We start from the raw sequence: 23,893 nt of genomic DNA on the forward strand, positions 1-23,893 counted from the left end.
GGCAGGCTTAACATTGAATACAATTTGTGTACAATATTTATTTAGTGTTCATTGACCCTCTCACTGCGCCCAATAGGCGGGATGCCAGCGTTGGCAGAGTCACGTAGTTCCGGGGAATATAGTGTCTGACGCGCACGGCCTGCATGTTTGGACGCATAAAGGGCCACATCCGCATTCGACAATAGCGCCTCCATTGACGGATGATCGCCAGATTGTATCCAGACGGTGCCGATGCTGGCCGACACGCGGCACTCTTGCCCATTAAATGGCATAGGCTCTTCGAGACGGTCGATAATTCGACGCCCCACACGACGCAAGATATCGTCACTGCGCACATCAGGCAGAATGACGGTGAACTCATCGCCGCCCACCCGGGCCACCACATCCGTTTCACGGGTTTCCTCAACCATGATCCGGGCCACGTTCTGCAAAACGTGATCACCCGCCGCATGGCCAAGCGTGTCATTGACCGCTTTGAAATAATCCAGATCAATGTGCATCACGGCAAAAGATGAATTGCCCGCCACCAGACGCGACAGAATCGTGTCCATTGCGCGGCGATTTTTCAGCCCCGTCAGGGTGTCCGTAAATGCTTGTTCCTCGGCGGCAATCTTGGCCCCTTGCAGCCGCAGGTTTAACCGGCGCGACGCTTCCATCGCGGCGGTCTTTGCCTCAACCAGATAAAGCATCTCGATGGCAAGGTCGGTAGCTGCAAAATCCGCGTTGGTCAGTGAATAATCCCGCACGCCATCAAGGATTGAGATGCCAAAGGACAGATTCACAATCATGCTGCCATCCGCAGCAGAGGTCGGCACCATGATACCTTTAAGCTCTGTTCGGGGTGCATCGCGCAGTTCAAGATGCAGCTTCAGATCGGTTGCCTGACGCAAATCATGCATATTTGCGATGGAACGCGGTCGTTTGACGACAAAAACCTCCAGGAAGCGCTGCCCTACCATCGGCACATCCGCCCGCATTTTTTGGATGGTCGGCCCGGCGTGAGTGATATGCCCCGTTGCATTCAGCGTCAGATGCATCGGGCACAATACGTCAAGCACGTCGGTACATAGCAACGCACTCATCCGACCCGCGCCCCCAGATCAAATTGGCGCCCCCGGGAGAATTCCGCTTCAATTAATACAATTGAAACCGTTTCGATGCCTTGCCCGCTGCCTGTATGTTCCAGCAAGGCCAGTGCGCCGTAATCATCAGCCATCACACGCAGAATACCCATCATCACATGGCCATAGCCCGCCACAGGCGCGTCACAGATCAGGCTGAATTGCCCTTCTCCGTGTTCGCGCAACTCAACCCGCGGCAGATCCAGATCAGAGACCGCCAGACGCGCCCGGTCGGGCAGATCATCCAGCGAATGAAGAAAATCTTCAAAATTGACGCCACCAAATCGCAACAGCCGGCGCACAGCTTCAAAGCTGGGATGCGAGACGAGATAGGTGCCGATGTCTTCCATCACTTCACCACGCGGACGGCCCAGCACCTCAGACACAGTATCCAGAACCAGCGGTGTCAACGCATCATCATAAGTCAACATCGCCTCGAATTCGACAAAGTCGAGATCGGCCCGTTGGATCAGATCAATCCAGATGTCTGTCCCGTAACTGTCGCAAACAAAACTCTGTATGCTGCGGTTGATAAGCCCGTGCATGGCTGCCTCATTCCCAATTTTCCCAAAGCCAGAATGGGGCGGTAGGGGTTAAGATAAAGCTGACATATGGGATTTTAGATATTTTTGGGGGCGGCGCATTCCAATTGGTTCAAGTCCGCTGAGCGCCCAAAATGCCGACTGCTGCAGACCGCATCAATGTCTGCTGTGGTCCATGTGTCTGGAAAGAACTACTGGCGTCCCAGACGTTGGATTTCACAACGTGTTTGGTTTGCTTCGGTGCGGAGCCATGCCGCAAATCTCTCAACTTGGGGCCTTTTTTCAACGCCGGGGCGAATTTTCAACCTGTAGGGATATGGTGCTCCAAGGTGCTGAGACGCAGGGAACGGATTGACGATGCTCCCGTCTTCCAATCCGCTCAATACCAATGACAAACCACAAACCAAAAATCCCACATTCTGCCGAACTGCCTGCAACGCAACCCGGGCATTGGGATAATGAACGCCGCGATCTGGACCCTTTTCGCGATGACCGAATTTCTGAAACCACTCTACCCATCCGGGATGATCAGTACTTTCGCGCTGAACCTTAAGGTGCAGCAGTGGCATGCCTTCCATCTGAAGGACGGGATCCCAGTCTGCAATACGGCGCGGGTTGTCAGGCCCGGTAACCGGCAGGAAAACATCGGTAAACAGCGGCTCACCGGGCCCGCCGCCATAATCGATACGCAGGTCAGGCGCGCCCAACCGCAGAGGAACGTCACCCGCTCCGTTGATACAAAACAGAATATTGGGGTGCGCGTCGCGAAATGCGTGAATACGCGGTGCCAACCAAAGTTCGGCCCAATCTGGGTCTGCGACAATCTGTATTTCGCTAACCCGCTGGAAGTCGAGTGTCTGTGTCACCCGCTCAAGCGCGGCAAAGGCCAGCTGCAAATCGGCCAGAGCATGATCAAGCTGGCGCGTTGGCCGCAGTCCAGATCGCCCTCTCAGCAAGAGATCTGCACCTAGAAAGTCCTCCAGGGCGCGAACGCGTTGACCTACAGCTGCAGGCGTAATGCCCAGAACCTCCGCCGCCTCTTTCAAAGAGCCCATGCGAATGGCCAATTCAACGGCTTGAAGAGACTTCAGATGGGTCAGGACAACCATTGCTAAAGATTACCTTTACCAAGAAACATGTAAATGCCTTACACTAAAGAAAACCTTCATGATGCTAAAGAAAATTGAGTTTTGAGTTTGGCTGGCTGTCATGCAGGCTTTCCCCATGACTTCATAAACGACAACCAAGGAGACCAATAATGAAAAGGTTCATTATCGAACGCGACATTCCCGGCATCGGCGATTTTTCCCTGACCGAACTCTGCGGTGCGGCTCGGGCATCAAATGCAGCTCTGGCTACGATCGGTCCCGGCATTCAATGGCAACATTCCTACGTCGCAGCAGGAAAGACGTTCTGTGTCTACCTTGCTGAGAGCGAAGCTGAGATCAACAAGCATGCCGAATTAAGCGGAATTCCTGTTTCGAAGATCACCGAAATTTCTCAGATCATCGATCCCCTGACTGCAAACAACTAGGGGTTCGAGATACTGTTGATGCCGGCGACCATTCCAGTTGCTCGTCGGCAAGCCGACCGATTGCCAGATCAACTGCTTTTGGCTCAAATGCGATCTTATGGTTAGGTGACAATGTCGCTAGCGCCGTCAGATGGCCGCTTTGTCCGCATTTACGACCAAACCCCTCCTTCCCAGACCTCTCTCAGAAATCCGTCGGCGCGCCGCCCTCAGACTTCCGGCGCGCGACAAAATCCGCCAATTCGTCGCGGATCGCGATGTCCATTGGGGGGGCCTCAAAACTTGCCACGATCTCTTTGAACATGTGATGCGCGCGCTCGGCTGTCCAGATGCCGCCTGCGACCTCCCAGCCTTCAAAGTTGCGCCAGTCGCTGAGAAACGGCTGATAGAATGCGGTAGTATAGCGGTCCTGGGTGTGCTGGATGCCAAAGAAATGCCCGGCATTGCCAACGGATTTTATCGCGTCCAGTGCAATCTCATCCGGACCCGTTGCGCAGATCTCGGGCTGCATATAGCGTTGGATCTGTTGCAAAACCTCGCAGTCCATGATGAATTTTTCCGGGCTCGCAATCAGCCCGCCTTCAAGCCATCCCGCCGCGTGATAAACCATGTTGGTGCCAGACTGCACTGCGGCCCAAAGCGAGTTTGAGGTTTCCCACATCGCCTGCCCGTCCGGCACATTGGCCGCACAAACACCAGATGACCGCATCGGAAGGTCATAAAACCGCGCCAATTGCCCGGTCATCTGGGTGGCGCGCATGTATTCCGGGGTCCCAAATGCGGGCGCGCCGGATTTCATATCGACATTTGATGTAAACGTGCCAATCGCACAGGGGCAGCCGGGCCGCACGATCTGGGCCAGGACCACCGCGCAGAGCGCCTCGGCCAGCGATTGCGCCACGGCACCGGACATCGTGACCGGTGCCATCGCGCCCGCCAGAGTAAAAGGTGTCACAACCAACCCCTGCCCGCGCCGCGCCATCCGTATCCAGCCATCCATCATCGGATAGTCGTGTTTCAGCGGTGAGGTCGAATTTATATTGGTATACATCGACGGCGTGTTGTCGAATTCTTCATGTGTTAAGCCATTGGCGATACGCACCATTTCCATCACGTCTTCGACGCGCTCTTTGCCAAGCGAATAGGCATGCATGACCTTGTCGGTAAGGGTCAGCTTGTCAAAAAGCACATCAAGATGGCGCACGGACGCATGCACATCCACCGGTTCCACCGGATAGCCACCCGCAAAGTGGATGCAGTTGAAATACTGGGTCAGGCGCAGCAGATCCTTGCACATCTCACGGGTGCCGGGGACCTTTTTGCCAATTGCCATGTCGAAGTAATTCGGCGGCGAGGACACGTTGCCAAATACAAGGTTCTTGCCGCCAATGGTGATCTTGCGCTCCTTGTTCCGCGGGGTCAGGGTGAATTCTGACGGGGCTTTGGCGATCCATTCCATCACAAAATCCCGGCCCATCCGCACGTTTTCACCGTTCACGGTGCAGCCTTCTTTTTTCAGGATTTCAAGCGCCTCAGGGTTTAGGAATTCAATCCCGATCTCTTCCAATATCCGCATTGCGCCATCATGGATCGCCTCAACCCCTTCGGGGCCCAGCGGTTCTGTCGGTCGATCGATGTTGATCGGCGGGCTCCATGGCATCTGTTCGATGACCGCACTGCCACGTCGATCCTGGGCTCCTGCGCGCCCGCCGTGACGTGTTCTGCGTTTGGGTGCATTTGCCATCTGGTGTCCTCCTGAAACCTGCCACCAGAAGGCCTTACACCCGCGCGACTGACATTTCTGTATGCGACGGCACGTGTCGCTTTCCTATCAGGAGGGACGATAATATGCGAAGTTGGTCTAGTGGCCCGCGCCGTCCAGCCACGCGGGAAGATGGCCGATATCAGGCAATACCGCATCCGCATGGGGGGCAAGCTCTGCTTTGGTCGCAAGTCCGGTCAGGACAGCGACGCAAGTCATACCCGCCGCCCTGCCCGCGCGCAGATCATGGGTGCTGTCGCCGATCATGGCAATCGTGTCGGGGCGCAGTCCGGTCTGTGCGGCAAATGCCAGCAACTGCCCCGGTGCGGGTTTCGCACCATGCCCACTGTCAAATCCCGCGATAAAGTCAAACATCGGTGTGACGTCCGCTTGATTAAGATGGGCGCGCGCGGGGCCTTCCGCGTCGTTCGTGGCGACCCCCAGCTTTAACCCACGCCCCCTCAGATCCGTTAACAATTTCATGAGCGGAACGGCCTCGCGTTGCGGCGCTTTTTCAGCCTCGTCGTTTAGCATTTCCAGCAAACCGACATCAGAAAAGTTTGAAAAATGCGGCTTGAGCGCGGCGGCAACCTCGCCGGGTGTGCCGGCGATCACCACGCTGTTGCGGTCAAACTTCTGCGCCTGAAAATCAAACCCGATATGGGATCCCACATGAATTGCGCGATCAGTGTCGCCCTGTGCCGCACGCAGCAGAAACGCCACCGCCCACGCCTCCCACGTGGCTGCGAAATCGAACAGGGTCCCGTCCTTGTCAAAGATCAAGCCTTTGATTTCAAGCCTGTCTTTGATCATGTCCAATTCACCTCATCGCCGCCCGGTAACGCCGCGCGCGCCTGCATGATCCGATCATAGGGCAGCAAAACACCATCGCAAAATGCGATCACCCAAGCGTCGTCCATCATCAGAAAATCAAGCACCGCCCCCAGAAAAACCGGATCTGCCGCCCGCGAACGCAGATCATTTTCGGACGCCCCCGTGCTGGCCAGAAATGTTGGCAACAGGTCATCGTTTGACGCCAGCCAACCCAGCGCCTGCAGCGCCAGAGTCTCGGCGGAATCCCGCGTATATGTCATGTTCTCATTCCGTTTTGCGAGGGGTGGAAACGCTTTGTTAACCAATAGGCGCAATTACAGAAGCATGAAATGTAATTTTACAGCGTAAGGGTGACGTCGTGCAGGGCAAGATCCTCATCGTCGATGCGATAGCAACCAACCGGATCGTTCTGAAGGTCAAACTGGCCTCGGCATTTTATCAGGTTGTGCAGGCATCCTCGGTTGCTGAGGCTGTCGACCTGGCACGACAACATGGCCCTGAATTGATCATCAGCGCACTGTCCCTGCCCGATGGAGGTGCGGCCGAACTCTGCGGTGTCTTGCGAAAATCATCGCTGACCGAACATATCCCCATTATGGCCATCGGCTGCCGCGCGAACACCGATACTCGTATGACCACACTTGAGGCAGGTGTGCATGACGTGATTCTCAAGCCCGTCGATGACACGTTGTTGCTGGGCCGCGTACGCAGCTTGATCCGGGCGCATAATGCCGCTGCGGAATGGCAAATGCGCGAGGATACGAGCCGGGCATTGGGTTTGGCAGAACCGTCAACTGAATTTGAGCCTATGGGCCATTGTGTTTTTGTCAGTTCGGATCAGGCCAGTACCCTGGGCTGGGTCGCGCAATTGCGACCCTTGATGGGGTCCAGACTGATCTGCGCCACTGCCAAAGACGCCATGCAAACAATCGAGAAAGAGGCGATACCGGATATCTTTGTACTGGTCTTGCCGCAGGACCACCAGGAGGGGACGACGGCGCTGAACCTCATCTCGACACTGCGTGCAAATGCCAGCACCCGGCATGCAGGCGTGCTGGTCATGCAGACCACGCCAAATCCCGCGCTGGCCACCAATGCTTTGGATCTGGGTGCTGATGATCTGATGACAGATGGGTTTGAACCTGCGGAACTGGCGCTGCGGCTCAAGGCGCTGTCGCGGCGCAAGCGGATGGGCGAACAGATGCGCGCCACCGTGCGCACTGGGCTGAAAGCGGCCGTGGTCGACCCCCTAACCGGCTTGCACAACCGCCGCTATGCGATGCCGCATCTGACCCGGATTGCCGAACATGCCCGTAGCACCGGACGCCCCTTTGCGGTGATGGTGGCCGATCTGGATCACTTCAAACGCATCAATGATCTTTATGGCCATGCCTCAGGTGATTCCGTTCTGGCCGAAGTCGCGCACAGGTTGCGCGGCTCGATGCGCGCAGTTGATATGGTCGCCCGTATCGGAGGCGAGGAATTCATGATCGTGATGCCCGGCACCACACTTGCGGATGCGCGATTGGCTGCCATTCGTATTTGTAACAATATCAGCCAATGCCCATTTGATATCCCCGGCAGCAATGAACCCATCGCCGTGACAATCAGCATCGGCATGGCCATTGGGGGTGTATTGACCGGCGACGACCAACCTCTTTTGGACAATGGAGAAACCCTTCTTGATCATGCAGATAAGGCACTTTATTCAGCCAAAATGCGCGGCCGAAATCAGGTGACATTGAGCCGCCCTGCTGCATAGATCATCAGTTCCAGACCTGGCTTCGCAAGTTCGGCCAAGACAGCTGGATCGTATTTTGGCAAGTTATGTTGCCCAAATTTTCGCGAGGATCGACTGAATAACCAGCCATCGCGGGCAAACAATTAACGTCGGATTAACCGCCGCAACCAAAGGTTGCAAACCATTAACGCTCGCATTAGCGTGGCGTGATGACCCATGACAGACCAATCCTCGGAATCGCCCTGATGTTGGGGTTTTGCATTGTGGCCCCGATCGGGGACGCCATCGCAAAGATGTTGGGCACGTCGGTCCCGTTGGCTCAGGTTGTGCTGATCCGCTTTGCGTTACAGGCCGTGATCCTCATTCCCGTGGTATTGGCGACAAGGCGGTTGTGGCGCATGCGTGGGCGCATCCTTGCTCTGACTTTCTTGCGCACATTGCTGCACATCTTGGGCATTGGCGCGATGTTCACAGCGCTAAAGTATCTGCCGCTTGCCGATGCAGTCGCAATTGCATTTGTCATGCCATTTATCATGCTGATCCTTGGCAAATATGTCTTGAACGAAGAAGTTGGATATCGCCGATTGCTGGCCTGTATCGTGGGGTTCAGTGGCACATTGCTGGTGATAAAACCCAGTTTTATGACAGTGGGTTGGCCGGCTCTTTTGCCTGTTTTCGTCGCGGTAAACTTTTCTTTCTTTATGTTGATCACCCGGCAAATTGCCAAAGAAACCGACCCCATCGGATTGCAGGCCGTGAGCGGCGTGATGGCCGTTGCAGTGATGGTGCCGCTGATCTGGATCGGCGGTTGGGTGGACATTGCGGCGCTTGATATGATCGTGCCAAATTCACAGGAATGGGCGCTGCTTGTGGCAATCGGCACTCTCGGCACGGTCGCGCATCTGTTGATGACCTGGTCTTTGCGCTATGCGCCCTCGACGACCCTGGCACCGATGCAATACCTCGAAATTCCGTTTGCAACGCTATTGGGTTTCGCGATTTTCCAGGACTTGCCGGATCCGCTCGCCTCTCTTGGTATCCTGATCACAATCGCCGCGGGCCTTTACGTCATTATTCGCGAACAGGCCATCGCGCGTGCGCCTGCCGTGACAGGTGTTCAACAACCGGCTGAATAAGCCGCCTTGGTACGATCATCAGCATTCCGGGTCCATCCATCTCAATGCGAACCGTCCCGATCGCGCGATTTGACGTCCCACTTTGATGCCCCGGTTTGAACACCAACCCGTCAATCGGCCACTCCAACCCGGTGCTGCGTCCAGAAACTGTTGCCATTGGAAACAATGAAATCGTGTCGCCCCGACTACTGGGCAGCGTCAATTCCGGTGGGGCCAGGAATATCAGCTCATCCTCAGCCAGCAAAACGCAAGGCTGGTGTGCGAACTTGACCAATGTGTGAAACGCGGCAAGCTGGTGATCCACACGCGCGCCGCAGAATCCGACACCCAGGATCAATGGCGCGTCGATCCGGAGCAGCGCTTTTTCGAAATCTGTGCTGTCCTGCTCTGCGATGTGGTGTTGGCGCGCGCGCGGAACCTGTGCAAGAATATCTGCGGGGATTGAGTCGAAATCACCGATCACAGCGGCCAAATCGACCCCTGCCCTGAGGGCCAAAGCAGCCCCCCCATCTGCTGCCACACAAAGCGGCGCAAAATTCAGTGAAGTATGCAGGTCTTCCGGCGTAGCCTGCCCTCCACCCACAAGAGTGATTGGATGAAGAGTGTGAACAATCGGCGCGATATCGTGAACAATGGGCTTAATCATGGCAAATTACTGCCCTTTTCGGAAACAGATCACAATGTCGCCACGAAATGATACGTTCAAGGGCACAGATTCGGGCCGCTTTGGTCTTGGACAACGTGGTAAACGATACACTGCAGAACCGCAGAGGACGAGCATCCGATGATGAGTAATAATAAAATATTAACAGTATCCTATGGCACCTTTTCATGCACTTTGGAGGGGTTTGACGATTCTTTTGGCACGATGAAGGCGATTGCGGAATATTTCCGTGGTCTGTCCTCGGACGCCCCGTATTTTGGCGCAGAACCCCCGCAACCAGATGCAGAGATGCTGGCGCGGATTGCGCAAAAAGAGATTTCACGCCGGGTCGAAGCGCATCAGCATGATGGCAAAATTCACTTGTCCGCGATCGAAAACCGATCCGAAGAGAAGCCAACAGCGCCTCAGGCCCTTTTGCGCGACGAGGTCGAAAACGACCCCATCGCAGACACCGCCAATGTCGCAGCGGCTGTTGCGGCATCAGTCGCACGTGACGCAGACACAATGCGCCATGCCGAAGTTGACCTCAAAGAAGACGACGCGGACGACAGTGCCGCGCCAGATATCCAGACCGGCCAAGAGGCGGATGAGCCCAGTGTCGAGGCTGCCAAAGTACCCGTGGTAGAGGCTGATCTGAATCAAAAAGCTGTCGCATCAGCCCCCGTCGAAGATCACGATGACGTTGCAGCGGGTCAGCCCGATACAGATGCTGAGGCTTTTTTCGCAAATTCCACTGACGCCCCCGGGATCGAAGATGAAGATGAGGATCTTGCGGCAGAACACGTTGCGCCCTATCCAGACCAGAAGAACACCCAGAACAATAGTATCGCAGCCAAACTTCAGCGCATCCGTGCTGTGGTGGCCCAACATGATGAAATCAACGATGAAGACGGCTTCGTCGAGGATCAGCATGCCGACGACGAGGGTGCATCGCAGGTTGAGCCTGATCATTTGATGGCAAATGTCCGCCGCGATATCGAGGATGCATTGGTCGCAGATGATGCCGCAGACTTGGCCGACCAGGACATCGACGACGAAGACGACGATGACGACATTTCTACCATCCTTGGTCGCCTGGACGCTGCAGAGGCCGCGGAAACTGCAGAGGCAGACGAAGATATTGTTGCTGTCTCCCAGACTTCAGATGACACATTGAACAATCTGTCTGAAGAAAACGGTCCCGACGCGGATGAAACTGACGGTGATACCCTTGAGGACGATGATGTTGAGGTTGTCTCTGAAGACGCGGAGGAAGCTGACACTCTCACTGACGAAGATAATTTCGATGACGATGACGATGAGGCACCCATGCCCCGCGCACGGGTTATCAAGGTAAAGCGTGCCGATCTTGAGGCCGCTATCGAAAACGGTAATCTCGAGGAATATGACGACGAACAGGATGACGAAGGGGACCGTCCGTCATTGGATGACATGGCTCCCGCCAAAGCGGCAAAATCCTCATTGTCTGCCGAAGACCAAGCCGAATTGGCCAACGAATTGGCTGAATTGGAAGCGGATATGTCACCGGAAAACACACCACTTTCTGACGCATTAGACGACGAGAATGAAGCCGAAGATGCGCCCGCTGCCGCAACAGCGCGCCATGTGCTGCCTTCCATCGACGACGCCAGAAGCGAGGACATAGATCGGTTGCTGGCCGAAACGGATCATCAAATGGATGAGCCGGAAAGTGCCACACGTCGCAGTGCCTTTTCCCATCTGCGCGCGGCCGTCGCCGCCACAAAAGCAGATGTAGCAATGGGGGCGTCCGATGATGATGATGCCAAGGACGACGACGCATACCGCAATGACCTTGCTGATGTTGTGCGGCCCCGCCGCCCTGTCAGCAGCTCATCTCGCACCGAGCGCCCCGGCGATGCGCGCCCCGCGCCGCTGAAACTGGTCGCAGAACAGCGCATTGATATCGACAGGCCGCATCAGGCAGGCCCGGTGCGTCCGCGCCGTGTTGCAGCGATGGCGGAAACCACACAACCAGCCCCTGAAGGCGAAAGCTTTGCCGATTATGCCGCTGAAATGGGCGCGACGAAATTGCCACAGCTGCTTGAAGCAGCCGCCGCCTATATGTCCTTTGTCGAAGGGCGCGAGCAATTTTCACGTCCACAACTGATGACAAAGGTGCGCCAGGTCAATCCTGAGGATGGTTTTAGCCGCGAAGACGGGTTGCGGTCATTTGGTCAATTGCTGCGTGCTGGCAAGATCGAAAAGATCAAAGGAGGCCGCTTTACGGTATCGGAGGACATCGGGTATCGCCCCGATCACCGCGCAGCCAGCTAACGCTAAGCCATATAGGTATGAAGAAAGACGGCGCAGTTTGTGCCGTCTTTCTTTGTCTCAGCCCCCTGAAATCAAAGGTCATTGGGCGTTCAAAAAACCAATTTGTCCCCACTCGGATAAATGCAACGCGCATTCATCTTTCTTCACACCCATGTAAAGTCGCGTGTCAGTGGTAGAACGGTGTTCAAACACCAAATCAAAGCCAAGGAAATCAAGATAAAAGGTGCCTGTTGCCGTCTCATCAAAGCTGCGCAAGATGGGACCGGGCGATTTTATTTTTTCTCCGCATCCGGCTCAGCCTGACCGATCCCCTTGAAAATAAAACGAAATGGGATTGCCCACAGGATGCCAAGGCCCAGATAAATCAAAAGCTCCAGCAAAATGCCGGGCCGATCAAACAACGCCACCACATTCAGCGCCACGACAATATAAAGCGGCAAACCAATCAACAGAATGATCAGCGCCCAGCGCCTGCGAGCGTTATAGCTGAGTGCCATCCGGTATCCTTTGTTCAATCTGCGAACGGGTCGGTCACCAAAATGGTATCCTCGCGCTCCGGTGACGTAGAAAGTAGGGCGACCGGGCAATCGATCAACTCCTCAACGCGGCGCACGTATTTGATCGCTTCGGCTGGCAGGTCCGCCCAGGACCGCGCCCCTTCGGTTGATTCAGACCAGCCCGGCATTTCCTCGTATATCGGGGTGCACCGCGCCTGTTGATCAGCCGCTGTGGGAAGATACTCAAGGCGCGTGCCATCCAGATCATAGCCAACACAGATTTTCAACGTTTCAAACCCGTCCAGCACATCAAGCTTGGTAAAGGCGATGCCATTAACGCCGCTGGTCGCACAGGTTTGGCGGACCAATACGGCGTCAAACCACCCACAACGGCGTTTGCGGCCTGTCACCGTGCCAAATTCATGACCGCGTTCACCAAGGCGCTGACCGTCGCCATCATGCAGCTCCGCCGGAAACGGCCCCTCGCCCACACGTGTCGTGTAGGCTTTGACAATGCCAAGAACAAAATCGATGGAACCGGGGCCGATGCCGGTCCCGGTCGCCGCCTGCCCTGCGATCACGTTGGAAGATGTCACAAAGGGATAGGTGCCAAAATCGATATCCAAAAGCGCACCCTGCGCCCCTTCGAACAGGATCCGCTTGCCCGCTTTGCGTTTTTCATTGAGGACTTTCCAGACCGGGGCGGCATATTCCAGCACGGATGGTGCAATCTCGCGTAGTTGCGCCAGCAATGCTTCGCGGTCCACAGGGTCAAGGCCCAGCCCCCGGCGCAGCGCATCATGATGCACCAGCGCGCGGTCGACCCGCAGTTCCAGCGTTGCCTCATCGGCCAGATCGGCAACCCGCACCGAACGCCGACCGACCTTGTCCTCATAGGCCGGGCCAATGCCGCGGCCCGTAGTGCCGATTTTCGCAACCGAAATCTGCGCTTCACGCGCGCGGTCCAGTTCGCCGTGGATCGGCAGGATTAGCGGCGTATTTTCTGCAATCATCAAGGTTTCTGGGGTGATCGTCACACCCTGCCCGCGCAGGCCGGCAATTTCTTTGACCAGATGCCAAGGGTCCAGCACCACGCCGTTGCCAATCACGCTCAACTTTCCGCCGCGCACAATGCCAGAGGGCAGCAGGCTTAGCTTGAAAACTTCACCATCGATGACCAGCGTATGACCCGCATTATGCCCGCCCTGAAAGCGCGCGATCACATCAGCACGCTCAGACAGCCAATCGACAATCTTGCCTTTTCCCTCGTCGCCCCATTGCGCGCCGACTACTACGACATTGGCCATACTGGTATTCCTTTTCGAGACAACCCGCGCCCGTATAGCGGGCCTGTCGCATGGGCGAAACTGCAAAAAGACCAGCACGCAGATTAGATGCATAAAGGCCCATAGACTTCTTGCCTCCGGTGGGGATATTTTTCCCCAAAAAGAGGCAAAGGAATTTTCAATGGGCTTTATCTTGCGGTGGCTGTGCGCATTCTTGTTGCTGGCGGTGACATTCAACCCCACCGAATACAACTATGTGAATTGGGTACGCGACTTTGGCGGGATGAACATGTCGATTGCTGTGTTGCTGGGGCTGCTGCTGGTCATCGGCTACATCATCTATTTACGCGCCACGTTGCGCTCAATCGGCGGGTTTGGAATGCTGTTGGTGCTTGCGGTTGTGGCCGCGGCACTTTGGGTGCTTTACGATCTGGGTGTGCTAAGGCTGAATAATTCCAGCATGAATGTCTGGCTCGCCTTGGCGGCCCTCAGTTTCGTTCTGGGCATCGGGTTAAGCTGGAGCCACGTGCGCCGGGCGTTATCAGGTCAGGCCGATATGGACGATGTAGATCAGTGATCAATCCAAGGTGACAGGTGCGCCGTGCGGGGTGCTGAGATAGGCGGCTTCCCATTTATCCCGCAGTAGCTCAACCGCATCTGCGTTGGTCATCCCAAGCTCGGACAGAAAGCTTTCCAGCGTTTCAAGCCATGCGGTGAAGTAATCATCGCCTCCATTGAGGTCACGGGCCACCCCATGGCGGGCAAGGGTCGCGCCAAAGCGTGTGGCCCAGTCAGCCCATGCAAAATGTCCCTCCTCGTTCAGATGCACGGTCAGGGCAAAAACCTGCGCATGCCAGGGGGCTTCAAATACCGGGTCCGGCGCGTTCATGGCTTGGACAGATACGATTGCCACAGGTCCAGCACGACCTCATCACGCGGATGTTCAGGGTGCGCCCAAAGCTCTGCTGCGGGGAAAGCCACCGCATAAAGCGGCTCGGGCGCTTCGCCCATGCCATGCGCGTTGCTGTCAGGCAAGACGTGGGTGCCATGCAGACGCAGAATGCGACCCTTGGCCCCGGCGGCATAAGCAGGCAGGCGTGTATGCCCTCCGGCGACCAGCACATTTTCTGCAATCCTGCGGGTGGCAACCACATCGCCAACAGCAAAGGCAGGTGTCACATTGCTGGGCCGATCTGCGGGGCCGCCTTTGGCCAGAACTGCCGGAACCTGGCTTGCGGTGAGTGCCTTGGCGGCCAGTGTGCTGGGCGTCGGGGTGGCATATCCAGCAAGGTCATCCGGGCTTACAATTCCTTTGTCGACCAACAGATCGGCAAGCCCGCCCATCCATTTTTCGTAGTAAGAAAAGCGTGCATAGTCTTTTGGGGCCAGACATTCGCGCGCATGGCGCGACACGTCGATGTTCCATTGGCCAAGATAGTTGGCCGCCAGAGTCACGGCCAAGGCGCGCGGATGCCAGTCGGCGTGAAATTTCACATCCTCAGGTTCCGGCACCACGGGACCATCGCCAAACCGTCCGCCCATGTCGTGTACGCGGCTCAAGGCACCCTCGCCAATCCGGTGCCGATCATGCTGTCGCGCGTGACCAGCGCCATCAACGCTTCTTCGTCCATGCCATCCGTGCCCGCAGGGCGTTCCGGGATCACCAGATAGCGCACCTCAGCCGTGGAATCCCACACGCGCACAGCCGTATCCTTGGGCAATGCGACACCAAATTCCGCCAAAACCTTGCGCGGTTCACGCACCACACGGGCGCGGTACGCGTCCGATTTGTACCATCCCGGCGGAATGCCAAGCAGCGGCCAAGGATAACAGGAACAAAGCGTGCAAACGACGATGTTGTGCACACCGTCTGCGTTTTCAACGGCAACCATATGTTCACCCTGACGGCCAAAAAAACCCATGTCGGCAACCGTCGCCGTCGCATCCGCCAAAAGCGCCGATCGGAACTCCTGATCAGCCCAGGCCCGCGCCACGACCCGCGCGCCGTTGCGTGGGCCGATCTTATTCTCATAAGTATCAATGATCACATCAAGCGCCGCCGGATCTATCAGCCCCTTTTGGGTCAACAATGTCTCAAGCGCCTTGATCCGCAACGCCGGGTCCGGCGGCAGCAGGGCGTGAGGGTGATCGTGGTCAGAATGATCATGAGGCATTTTCGCATGCTGCCCGACCGAAAGGGCGTTGTCTATGGCCTGCCTGCCCAAGTCCCTCATTTTACGGATGATTTTTTGCGCGAAAAAAACCACAGAATATGATACACTCATGACACGAAACGAGTCTGATCCACCTCAATTCCAGGATAGCCCTTCTATAAGATGTGGAAGCACCGTTTCAAAAGACCGCCGTCCCCATACGGCGGTCTTTGCTTGTAGGGATTGGCAGGCAGCGGCAATCCTCCCTTGCCCCCAAAGGCAAACATGCCTAGATACCCGCAAACAAATTCGAAAGCACGCACCCCATGGAAAACGTCGTCCTGATCATCCACCTCATTCTGGCACTCTGCCTGATTGCGGTAGTCCTTTTGCAACGCTCCGAAGGGGGCGGTCTGGGCATGGGTGGCGGTGGCGGCGCAGTGTCGGGCCGGTCTGCGGCAACGGCACTCGGCAAATTGACCTGGCTTTTTGGCATTTGCTTTTTGATAACCTCGATCACCCTGACCATCATCGTTGCAGAAAAATCCGCCGGATCGTCGGTCATTGATCGGTTAAGCGCGACACCACCCGCGTTGAATGATGCACCCGCACTGCCAGAGGGAGAAGGCCTGCTGCCGCCTTCGGCAGATGACACCACGCCCCTTGTTCCAGCCGCCGACTAAGCACTTGAGTGCATAAAGAACCACAATAAGTTGAGGTAATGCCGATTTTCGCAACATCATGTTGCGTCCGGCCTTGCCTTGATCATCCGAATCCTGTTAGGCTTAAATCCCGTGGTGCTGCGGTTTTCCGCAGCGCATTTGGCTGGTTTTTGTCACGCATCAAAACAACGCTCGAAACCAAAACGCGGGGGAAATAACACAAATGGCGCGCTATATCTTTATCACCGGTGGTGTGGTTTCGTCGCTTGGCAAAGGTCTGGCATCGGCGGCCCTGGGGGCGTTGTTGCAGGCCCGCGGATATTCGGTGCGGTTGCGCAAACTTGACCCCTATCTCAATGTTGATCCCGGTACGATGTCACCGTTTGAGCATGGTGAAGTGTTTGTGACCGACGATGGCGCGGAAACAGATCTGGATCTTGGACATTACGAGCGCTTTACCGGGGTTGCGGCACGCAAAACAGATTCCATTTCTTCAGGCCGCGTTTATTCCACCGTATTGGAAAAAGAACGGCGCGGCGATTATCTGGGCAAGACCATTCAGGTGATCCCGCATGTGACCAATGAAATCAAAGACTTCATCGCAATTGGCGATGATGAGGTTGATTTCATGCTCTGCGAAATCGGTGGCACCGTGGGTGACATCGAAGGTCTGCCGTTCTTCGAGGCGATCCGCCAGTTTTCCCATGATAAACCGCGCGGACAGTGCATTTTCATGCATCTGACCCTGCTGCCCTATCTGGCCGCGTCCGGTGAATTGAAAACCAAGCCGACGCAGCACAGCGTCAAGGAACTGCAATCCATCGGCATCGCGCCAGACATTCTGGTCTGCCGATCCGAACATCCGATCCCCGAAAAGGAGCGCGAGAAAATTGCGCTGTTCTGTAATGTCCGCAAAGAATCCGTTGTGGCCGCCTATGATCTGAAATCGATCTATGAGGCACCCTTGGCCTACCACGCGCAGGGCCTTGATCAGGCGGTTTTGGATGCCTTCAACATCTCCCCCGCGCCGCGCCCCGATCTGGCCGTCTGGCACGACGTTTACGACCGCATTCACCATCCCGAGGGCGAAGTGCGTGTGGCGATTGTGGGCAAGTACACCCAGCTTGAAGATGCCTATAAGTCAATTGCCGAGGCGCTGACCCATGGCGGCATGGCCAACCGCGTCAAGGTCAAGGTCGAATGGGTGGATTCCGAGATTTTCGAACGTGAAGACACCGCGCCCCGTCTCGAAGGGTTCCACGCGATCCTTGTACCGGGTGGATTTGGGGAACGCGGCACCGAAGGCATGCTCAAGGCCGCGCAATACGCCCGCGAACACAAGGTTCCCTATCTTGGCATTTGTCTGGGCATGCAATTGGCCGTGATCGAGGCACTGCGCAATGTCGTGGGCTTGAAATCTGCCGGGTCGGAAGAATTTGACCACGAATCCGGGAAAAAACGATTTGAACCCGTAGTTTATCACCTAAAGGAATGGGTACAGGGCAACCATAAAGTCGAACGCAAAGTCGGCGACGACAAGGGCGGCACCATGCGTCTGGGGGCCTATGACGCGACGCTGAAAGACGGTTCGAAAGTCGCGCAGGCCTATGGTAGCACCACCATCGACGAACGCCACCGCCACCGCTATGAGGTTGATATCGCGTACAAAGACCAGCTTGAGAAAGCGGGCCTCACCTTCTCCGGCATGTCCCCAGACGGGAAATTGCCGGAAATTGTCGAATGGGCAGATCACCCGTGGTTCATCGGCGTGCAGTTTCATCCAGAGCTGAAATCAAAACCCTTTGACCCGCATCCGCTGTTCAAGGACTTTGTGAGGGCAGCAAAAGAGAATTCGCGGCTGGTGTGAGGCGGATGACGGCTTTGCGGCCCATGTGACAGATGCCGCAAACGGCACAGGTGACCGCAAAGGTCGCGATGCGGGCATTTTTCGCGCTGGGTATCAAGGAGTTCGCTGCGGACGGCGCGAGCTTTCGCTCCGCTTGCACCAACGACCGCTTTCGGGTACCACCGCCTCGCTTGGTCTGACGGGAGCCAACTTTGCCTTACTAACCCAGGTCTTCAGAATGCACCCGAACACCTGATGTGCTGCGGCGCGTCGGGTGTCTTTGTTCGCGTGGTCGCCATTTAAAGACCTGACCGGCACTCCCACGACGCACGGCTGACACGCCACGCTCCTTTTTCATTGCTGGTCTGTTTTTTCACCTCGGTCAACGGGGTCGTTTCGGTCGCCATTGCGAACTTCCGAACGGAAGACCAATCAAATGACCGAGATTATCATGGCTGAGTGGACGATTGTGCCAAAGGCCACTCCAAAACCTATTCGTCATTGCTCGACCTGCGCCAAACAACAACCTTTCGTATCCAGTGGAAAGATCCGCCTTAACGCGAATGGCAAGAAATTGGACGCTTGGCTGATCTACAAATGCCAAGTCTGCGATCAAACATGGAACCGGCCCATATTAGATCGACACCCCGTTAGCCGCATAAAACCGGCAGAGCTGGATGCAATGCAGCACAGCTTGCCAAGTTTCGTTGCGCGGTATGAATTCGACGTATCTGAGTTGAAGCGCCAGTCCTCGCAAATTGACCTCGGCTCTGAGTACTCAATTGAAAAGAGCGCTTTCAGAACTCATGGACCAAATTGGTCTGAAATCAGACTTTGTTTACGAACGAATGTACCAACCAGGGTGCGTGTAGATCGACTGCTGTGCGAGGGATGGCAGCTATCCCGTTCCCAACTCAAGTCTTTGGTTGATCAAGATGGAGTGACCATTCAACCGAACACGAGGCGAGAGTTGAAGAAATCGTTGAATTCTGCAGTGTCGATTATAGTTTACGCACGCGTCCTGCCCGAGGGCACTCGCAACAAGCTCAAACAACTATCAGGTAGTTGCGCAGAATAATGGAAAGTTGACACTCGAACACCGCGCAGCATCCGGTGCTTTGGGCTCTATGCGACTATTGGCTGCGCTTTTTACCAAAGTCCGGTTTGGGCGGCCGGAAGCACACCGCAAGACATCTCTCTGTTCGGCCTTTTGCTCCGCCAAGGCAACCTTGACCGTCCGGAAACAATTCCCCCCGGAACGCCGCGTTAAACCACGTTCATCACGGCAAAACCCAATCCCCGCCCCGACGTTATACCGACAGTGATTCAAGGCCGCTTTGCCCAACAAACAAAAGCGTTAACCACGATTTCGCGCATCGCGCCAAATTTGACGTATTAACCGTTGCGTGCGCACCGTGATCCGCTACACCCGTTCCATGCTCAGCTATCAACACATTTACCACGCCGGAAATCTGGCTGACGTTCATAAACATGCCCTGCTAGCGTGGATGCTCGAATACCTCACCCGCAAGGACAAACCGCTGACCTATATGGAAACCCATGCCGGGCGTGCGCTATATGATCTGACGGATGTGGCGGCGGTCAAAACCGGTGAGGCGAAACAGGGAATTAAAAAGGTTGATCAATGGTTTGACGCTGATCATCCCTACGCAAAGGTTCTTGCAATAACCCGCGCCACTCATGGCCCAGACGCCTATCCCGGTTCGCCCCTTTTAGCTGCATCGTTGCTGCGCCCCACCGACGCGATCCATCTGGCCGAATTGCACCCACGCGAACACAGCGCATTGGATCTGGCGATGTCGCCCTATCCCGTCAAATGCCACCTGCGCGACGGGTTCGAGATGGCGTTTGCCCTGACCCCGCCAACCCCGCGCCGCGGGCTGATGCTGATCGATCCGAGCTATGAAATAAAGGCTGATTACACCGATATCCCGCGCCACATTGGCAAGCTTGCAAAGGCTTGGAATGTCGGAATTATCGCGCTGTGGTACCCCATCCTGACCAGCCGCGCCCATGAACCGATGCTGAGCGCTCTGAGCGGCGCGCACCCGGATGCGCTGCGCCATGAGGTCCGCTTTGCCCCTGCCCGTCCGGGGCATGGTATGGTTGGCTCTGGCCTGTTTGTGATCAACCCACCTTTTGGGCTGGCCGGGGCGGCCAAGATGATAGCCAATTTTTATAACACTTTGAATTAGAGGACCGCATAATGGCCAAAGGATATTGGATTGCAAACATGGATGTGCGTGACCCGCAGGTCTATGACACGTACCGCGCCGCAAATGCGAAACCTCTCAAGGATTTTGGTGCCAAATTTCTGGTCCGCGGCGGCACACAGAACGCCGTAGAAGGACCCGTGAAAAGCCGAACCGTCATCATCGAATTTCCAAGCTATGCCGATGCGCTGGCCTGTTATGAAAGTGCCGACTATCAGGCCGCCAAATCCATTCGTTTAAATGTTGCTGATGGAACATTGATGATTGTTGAGGGATACGAGGGCTGAAAAATGTGCTAATCTCCGCTTTATGTCGGTTTTGCGCGCTCTGATACTTGCCCTCATGCCCACAGGAGTTTTGGCCTGTGGGGCACCTGTGTGTCTGGTCAATCCAGAAAGCTTGCTGCTGCCTCAGATCATCACATTTGACGATATTCAAAGTGGCGGTGGGCCGGGGTTCAAGGTCGACGACATACTGCCCCTGCCCGGTGCAACCTTTGGTGAACGGTTTGCCGGACAAATGGTCACCACTGCCGGGACCCACGATCAGATAGAAGGTGCGCCGTTTGGTCCACTGACGATGATGCCGGGGGCCGCCGGGCAAAACCTGTCTGTTGTCCGATTTGGGGGGACGACAGTGTTGAACGGCTATGGCACAGCCGGATATCCCAAACGCGAGGCGCAGGGCGAAGGGGCCATTGCGGTCTTGTTTGATGAGAATCAGTCGGCGCTTGCATTCGATCTGCGCGGTGGCGAGGCCGGTGTCGCCATGGTCAGCTTTATGCGCCGCGATGGGTCGCTGATCGGGGTCGTTCCGATTGATCCGACAGGTGAATTCACCGTTGCATTTGCCCGCGACCGCGGGATAGACGATATTGCTGGCATAATTGTCACAAACACAGACCCACAAGGCCTGGCAATAGACACTTTGCGCTTTGGAAAACCGCCCGAGATAAGTTAAAGCTGCGGAATGTTTGATCGCCTTTTTCCCCGCCGTAAACCCGCACCGAAACCCCTGCCACAGCCCAATGCGCAGCTTGCCCTTGGGGCACTTTTGGTGCGCGTGGCTTTTGCAGACAATAATTATCAGGCCTCGGAAGTTGGCCAGATTGATCGCATCCTGTCACAAACCTTTGGCCTCAAACCACTGGAGGCCGCAAAACTGCGCGCGACCTGTGAAGCACTGGAACGGGACGCGCCCGGCACGCCCGAATTTGCGGCAATCCTGCGCGAAGAAGTGGCCTATGCCGACCGCAAGGCGCTGAGTGATGCGATGTGGGCAGTCGCGTTGGTCGATGGAAACCGCGACGAAAAAGAAGAGATTCAACTGCTCGCGATTGAAACGGCCCTTGGTCTGACGGATGCAGACATGCAGGCAGCGCGCGAGAATGCTCTCAAAGCGATCTGACTTGGCCTTTCGCCACAACCGACCTATATCCCGTTCATGTTTGATGATCTCTTTAAGCGGCTGATACAGCCTAACCCCGCACCGCTGCCCGATGCGGATGCGCGCCTTGCGTTGACTGCGCTGCTGGTGCGGATCGCGCGGTCCGACAACGATTATGCGCCGCGCGAACGCGCGCTGATCGACCAGATCGTCCAGCAGCGGTATGGCCTTGATCCGGCAGCAGCCAAGAAACTGCGCGCAGATGCCGAATCCGTCGAATCAGAAGCACCTGATACCGTCAGGTTCACCCGCGTAATCAAAGATGCTGTTCCTTATGACGACCGCCTCGAGGTGATCCAGGCGCTTTGGCAGGTCGTGCTCGCCGATGGCACCCGTGCTGAAGAAGAGGATGCACTGTTGCGACTGGTGGCAAGCCTGCTTGGGGTTTCCGACACCGACAGCGCGATGGCGCGCCGACGTGTTGAAGCGCAATATAATTAAGCGCTTACCTTAGGTTAAGACAGCGATTTCAAAGCCTGCGAAAACTCTGCGTTGCAATCGGAAGGGAATTATTCCTTTATACCGCATTGAAACGAGAAAAGTGATCTTACCACCGTGACAGAACAGACCCCGGTTATCCAAATCAACGACCTGCACAAGGCGTACGGAGCACTAGAAGTTCTCAAAGGTGTCAGCGTCACAGCGCCACGCGGCCACGTGATTTCGCTGATTGGATCATCCGGGTCTGGCAAATCGACATTGCTGCGTTGCTGTAATCTGCTTGAGGACAGCCAGCAGGGCGATGTGATTTTCAAGGGCGAACCGGTGCATTGGAAAGGCACAGGCCATAACCGCCGCCCCGCAGATGCCAAACAGGTCTTGCGCATCCGTACCAACCTTTCAATGGTGTTCCAGCAATTCAATCTCTGGGCGCATATGTCGATCTTGCAAAATGTCATGGAAGCACCGCTGACCGTGCTGCGCCGCGACCGCGCCGAGGTCGAAGACGCTGCGCGTGGGTACCTCGACAAAGTTGGGATCGGCGACAAATGTGATGTTTATCCTGCGCAACTGTCAGGCGGCCAACAGCAACGTGCGGCGATCGCGCGGGCGCTGTGCATGGAGCCTGAAGCGTTGCTTTTCGATGAACCGACCTCTGCGCTGGACCCGGAGTTGGAACAGGAAGTGGTCAAGGTAATCAAAGATCTGGCCGCCGAAGGGCGCACCATGATGATCGTAACCCACGATATGAAACTGGCCGCTGATGTGTCAGATCACGCGGTGTTCCTGCATCAGGGGTTGATCGAAGAACAAGGGCCGCCAGAGACATTGTTTGGCGCGCCCAAATCAGAACGACTGCAAGGGTTTCTATCGGCAACCCAAGCCTCGTAAACAAAAACAAAAAAGGGAGACTACCACATGAAAAAGATCTTACTTGCCTCCGCAGCACTGGCGATGACCGCCGGTCTGGCCATGGCTGATGGTCACGGCAAAACCATCCGTATGGGCACCGAAGGTGCGTACCCCCCCTACAACTTTATCAACGACGCCGGCGAAGTTGACGGGTTTGAGCGCGAATTGGGCGACGAGTTGTGTCTGCGCGCTGAGTTGACCTGTGAGTGGGTCAAGAACGATTGGGACAGCATCATCCCCAACCTCGTATCCGGCAACTATGACACCATCATGGCCGGCATGAGCATCACCGATGAACGTGATGAAGTCATTGATTTCACACAAAACTATTACCCGCCAACCGCTTCTGCCTATATCGCAACTGCCGAAGGTGTTGATCTGGCAGGCGGCATTATTGCGGCACAGACGTCCACAATTCAGGCCGGTTATGTAGCCCAAAGCGGTGCCACATTGGTCGAGTTTGCGACACCTGAAGAAACCGTCGCCGCCGTACGCAATGGTGAAGCGGACGCGGTTTTTGCAGACAAGGACTATCTCGCACCAATCGTCGAGGAATCATCCGGTGAGTTGATGTTTGTCGGTGACGACGTGCCTTTGGGTGGCGGCATCGGCCTTGGCCTGCGCGAAAGCGACACCGAGCTGAAAGAAAAGTTTGACGCCGCCATCTCCGCGATGAAGGCCGATGGGTCGCTCAACACGATGCTGAAAAAGTGGTTCGGCGAAGAAACCACAACCTACTGAACCAACCCTCAGGCGCGCCCGCAATGGCGCGCCTGACTTTGCCGCGCCG

General features: G+C 56.0%; 28 protein-coding genes. 15 read left to right on the forward strand and 13 right to left on the reverse strand.

What is annotated here, in order from left to right:
- Positions 1-41 precede the first annotated feature (41 nt).
- From ACEWL3_RS13075 to ACEWL3_RS13085, 3 genes are all read right to left on the reverse strand, one after another.
- Positions 42-1,082: a diguanylate cyclase domain-containing protein gene (locus tag ACEWL3_RS13075; protein ID WP_386182067.1), complete on the reverse strand. Its 1,041-nt coding sequence runs from the start codon at positions 1,080-1,082 to the stop codon at positions 42-44.
- Positions 1,079-1,666 carry a heme NO-binding domain-containing protein gene (locus ACEWL3_RS13080; protein ID WP_386182065.1) on the reverse strand — a complete coding sequence of 196 codons (588 nt, stop codon included), beginning with the start codon at positions 1,664-1,666 and terminating at the stop codon, positions 1,079-1,081. The genes ACEWL3_RS13075 and ACEWL3_RS13080 overlap by 4 nt, the downstream gene beginning before the upstream one ends.
- A gap of 188 nt (positions 1,667-1,854) precedes the next feature.
- Positions 1,855-2,772, reverse strand: coding sequence for a LysR family transcriptional regulator (locus ACEWL3_RS13085; RefSeq protein ID WP_386182063.1), 918 nt, complete (start codon positions 2,770-2,772; stop codon positions 1,855-1,857).
- 149 nt (positions 2,773-2,921) lie between these two features.
- Between ACEWL3_RS13085 and ACEWL3_RS13090 the strand changes: the two genes are divergently transcribed.
- A complete protein-coding gene (locus ACEWL3_RS13090) occupies positions 2,922-3,197 on the forward strand; it encodes a DUF4242 domain-containing protein (RefSeq protein ID WP_386182061.1) in 276 nt (91 codons plus the stop codon).
- Between the two features lie 181 nt (positions 3,198-3,378).
- Here ACEWL3_RS13090 and ACEWL3_RS13095 read toward each other — a convergent pair whose 3' ends face one another.
- The 3 genes from ACEWL3_RS13095 to ACEWL3_RS13105 form a co-directional block, all read right to left on the reverse strand.
- Positions 3,379-4,938, reverse strand: a complete 1,560-nt coding sequence (locus ACEWL3_RS13095) for a trimethylamine methyltransferase family protein (protein WP_386182059.1) — start codon at positions 4,936-4,938, stop codon at positions 3,379-3,381.
- 117 nt (positions 4,939-5,055) lie between these two features.
- The gene (locus tag ACEWL3_RS13100) at positions 5,056-5,769 is read right to left on the reverse strand and encodes an HAD family hydrolase (protein WP_386182057.1); all 714 of its coding nucleotides are present in this window, start codon (positions 5,767-5,769) and stop codon (positions 5,056-5,058) included.
- Positions 5,766-6,050, reverse strand: a complete 285-nt coding sequence (locus ACEWL3_RS13105; RefSeq protein ID WP_386182055.1) for a DUF3572 domain-containing protein — start codon at positions 6,048-6,050, stop codon at positions 5,766-5,768. The genes ACEWL3_RS13100 and ACEWL3_RS13105 overlap by 4 nt, the downstream gene beginning before the upstream one ends.
- 98 nt (positions 6,051-6,148) lie before the next feature.
- On the opposite strand from ACEWL3_RS13105, the gene ACEWL3_RS13110 reads away from it, so the two are divergent.
- Both ACEWL3_RS13110 and ACEWL3_RS13115 read left to right on the forward strand, forming a co-directional pair.
- Positions 6,149-7,552, forward strand: a complete 1,404-nt coding sequence (locus ACEWL3_RS13110) for a diguanylate cyclase (protein WP_386182053.1) — start codon at positions 6,149-6,151, stop codon at positions 7,550-7,552.
- A gap of 188 nt (positions 7,553-7,740) precedes the next feature.
- Positions 7,741-8,667: a DMT family transporter gene (locus ACEWL3_RS13115; RefSeq protein ID WP_386182051.1), complete on the forward strand. Its 927-nt coding sequence runs from the start codon at positions 7,741-7,743 to the stop codon at positions 8,665-8,667.
- Here the strand turns inward: ACEWL3_RS13115 and ACEWL3_RS13120 are convergent.
- Positions 8,603-9,313, reverse strand: a complete 711-nt coding sequence (locus ACEWL3_RS13120; protein ID WP_386182049.1) for a thiamine diphosphokinase — start codon at positions 9,311-9,313, stop codon at positions 8,603-8,605. The two genes, ACEWL3_RS13115 and ACEWL3_RS13120, sit on opposite strands and share 65 nt — an antisense overlap.
- 138 nt (positions 9,314-9,451) lie before the next feature.
- On the opposite strand from ACEWL3_RS13120, the gene ACEWL3_RS13125 reads away from it, so the two are divergent.
- Positions 9,452-11,626, forward strand: coding sequence for a hypothetical protein (locus ACEWL3_RS13125; protein ID WP_386182047.1), 2,175 nt, complete (start codon positions 9,452-9,454; stop codon positions 11,624-11,626).
- Between the two features lie 78 nt (positions 11,627-11,704).
- Here ACEWL3_RS13125 and ACEWL3_RS13130 read toward each other — a convergent pair whose 3' ends face one another.
- From ACEWL3_RS13130 to ACEWL3_RS13140, 3 genes are read right to left on the reverse strand one after another with little or no spacing between them, the layout of a single operon-like run.
- Complete coding sequence (locus ACEWL3_RS13130; RefSeq protein ID WP_386182045.1) at positions 11,705-11,881, reverse strand: glyoxalase superfamily protein; 177 nt, start codon at positions 11,879-11,881, stop codon at positions 11,705-11,707.
- Positions 11,882-11,898: 17 nt separating this feature from the next.
- Positions 11,899-12,123, reverse strand: coding sequence for a DUF2842 domain-containing protein (locus ACEWL3_RS13135; RefSeq protein ID WP_386182043.1), 225 nt, complete (start codon positions 12,121-12,123; stop codon positions 11,899-11,901).
- Positions 12,124-12,137: 14 nt separating this feature from the next.
- Entirely contained in the window at positions 12,138-13,430 is a 1,293-nt protein-coding gene (locus ACEWL3_RS13140; RefSeq protein WP_386182041.1) for an adenylosuccinate synthase, read from the reverse strand.
- Positions 13,431-13,590: 160 nt separating this feature from the next.
- On the opposite strand from ACEWL3_RS13140, the gene ACEWL3_RS13145 reads away from it, so the two are divergent.
- Complete coding sequence (locus tag ACEWL3_RS13145) at positions 13,591-13,986, forward strand: DUF6524 family protein (RefSeq protein WP_386182039.1); 396 nt, start codon at positions 13,591-13,593, stop codon at positions 13,984-13,986.
- Here the strand turns inward: ACEWL3_RS13145 and ACEWL3_RS13150 are convergent, their stop codons facing one another.
- Genes ACEWL3_RS13150 through nthA form a run of 3 tightly spaced genes read right to left on the reverse strand, consistent with a single transcriptional unit; the run spans position 13,987 to position 15,583 of the window.
- Positions 13,987-14,298, reverse strand: coding sequence for a nitrile hydratase accessory protein (locus tag ACEWL3_RS13150; RefSeq protein ID WP_386182037.1), 312 nt, complete (start codon positions 14,296-14,298; stop codon positions 13,987-13,989). It abuts the gene before it with no gap.
- Positions 14,295-14,969, reverse strand: a complete 675-nt coding sequence (nthB, locus tag ACEWL3_RS13155; protein WP_386182035.1) for a nitrile hydratase subunit beta — start codon at positions 14,967-14,969, stop codon at positions 14,295-14,297. The genes ACEWL3_RS13150 and nthB overlap by 4 nt, the downstream gene beginning before the upstream one ends.
- Positions 14,966-15,583 carry a nitrile hydratase subunit alpha gene (nthA, locus tag ACEWL3_RS13160; protein ID WP_386182033.1) on the reverse strand — a complete coding sequence of 206 codons (618 nt, stop codon included), beginning with the start codon at positions 15,581-15,583 and terminating at the stop codon, positions 14,966-14,968. Before nthA ends, nthB begins: the two co-directional genes overlap by 4 nt.
- A 305-nt stretch (positions 15,584-15,888) precedes the next feature.
- Here nthA and secG point away from each other — a divergent pair, with 305 nt between their 5' ends.
- From secG to ACEWL3_RS13210, 10 genes are all read left to right on the forward strand, one after another.
- Positions 15,889-16,245 (forward strand): preprotein translocase subunit SecG, encoded by a 357-nt coding sequence (gene secG / locus ACEWL3_RS13165; RefSeq protein WP_114879204.1) that lies wholly within the window; start codon positions 15,889-15,891, stop codon positions 16,243-16,245.
- Positions 16,246-16,447: 202 nt separating this feature from the next.
- The gene (gene pyrG / locus ACEWL3_RS13170; protein WP_386182030.1) at positions 16,448-18,091 is read left to right on the forward strand and encodes a CTP synthase; all 1,644 of its coding nucleotides are present in this window, start codon (positions 16,448-16,450) and stop codon (positions 18,089-18,091) included.
- Positions 18,092-18,506: 415 nt separating this feature from the next.
- On the forward strand, positions 18,507-19,148 hold the full coding sequence (locus ACEWL3_RS13175) for a DUF1062 domain-containing protein (RefSeq protein ID WP_386182028.1): 642 nt from the start codon (positions 18,507-18,509) through the stop codon (positions 19,146-19,148).
- 358 nt (positions 19,149-19,506) lie between these two features.
- Positions 19,507-20,286 carry a 23S rRNA (adenine(2030)-N(6))-methyltransferase RlmJ gene (gene rlmJ / locus ACEWL3_RS13180; RefSeq protein WP_386182129.1) on the forward strand — a complete coding sequence of 260 codons (780 nt, stop codon included), beginning with the start codon at positions 19,507-19,509 and terminating at the stop codon, positions 20,284-20,286.
- A gap of 11 nt (positions 20,287-20,297) precedes the next feature.
- Positions 20,298-20,591: a DUF1330 domain-containing protein gene (locus ACEWL3_RS13185; RefSeq protein ID WP_386182026.1), complete on the forward strand. Its 294-nt coding sequence runs from the start codon at positions 20,298-20,300 to the stop codon at positions 20,589-20,591.
- 55 nt (positions 20,592-20,646) lie between these two features.
- Positions 20,647-21,264 carry a hypothetical protein gene (locus ACEWL3_RS13190; RefSeq protein WP_386182024.1) on the forward strand — a complete coding sequence of 206 codons (618 nt, stop codon included), beginning with the start codon at positions 20,647-20,649 and terminating at the stop codon, positions 21,262-21,264.
- Positions 21,265-21,273: 9 nt separating this feature from the next.
- On the forward strand, positions 21,274-21,711 hold the full coding sequence (locus tag ACEWL3_RS13195; RefSeq protein ID WP_386182022.1) for a tellurite resistance TerB family protein: 438 nt from the start codon (positions 21,274-21,276) through the stop codon (positions 21,709-21,711).
- Between the two features lie 36 nt (positions 21,712-21,747).
- Positions 21,748-22,191, forward strand: coding sequence for a tellurite resistance TerB family protein (locus ACEWL3_RS13200; RefSeq protein WP_386182019.1), 444 nt, complete (start codon positions 21,748-21,750; stop codon positions 22,189-22,191).
- 114 nt (positions 22,192-22,305) lie between these two features.
- Positions 22,306-23,082 carry an ABC transporter ATP-binding protein gene (locus tag ACEWL3_RS13205; protein WP_386182017.1) on the forward strand — a complete coding sequence of 259 codons (777 nt, stop codon included), beginning with the start codon at positions 22,306-22,308 and terminating at the stop codon, positions 23,080-23,082.
- Positions 23,083-23,109: 27 nt separating this feature from the next.
- Complete coding sequence (locus tag ACEWL3_RS13210) at positions 23,110-23,844, forward strand: transporter substrate-binding domain-containing protein (RefSeq protein WP_386182015.1); 735 nt, start codon at positions 23,110-23,112, stop codon at positions 23,842-23,844.
- The last annotated feature ends 49 nt before the right edge of the window (positions 23,845-23,893 follow it).

This window comes from Sulfitobacter sediminivivens, assembly GCF_042611115.2.
GTDB lineage: Bacteria > Pseudomonadota > Alphaproteobacteria > Rhodobacterales > Rhodobacteraceae > Sulfitobacter > Sulfitobacter sediminivivens.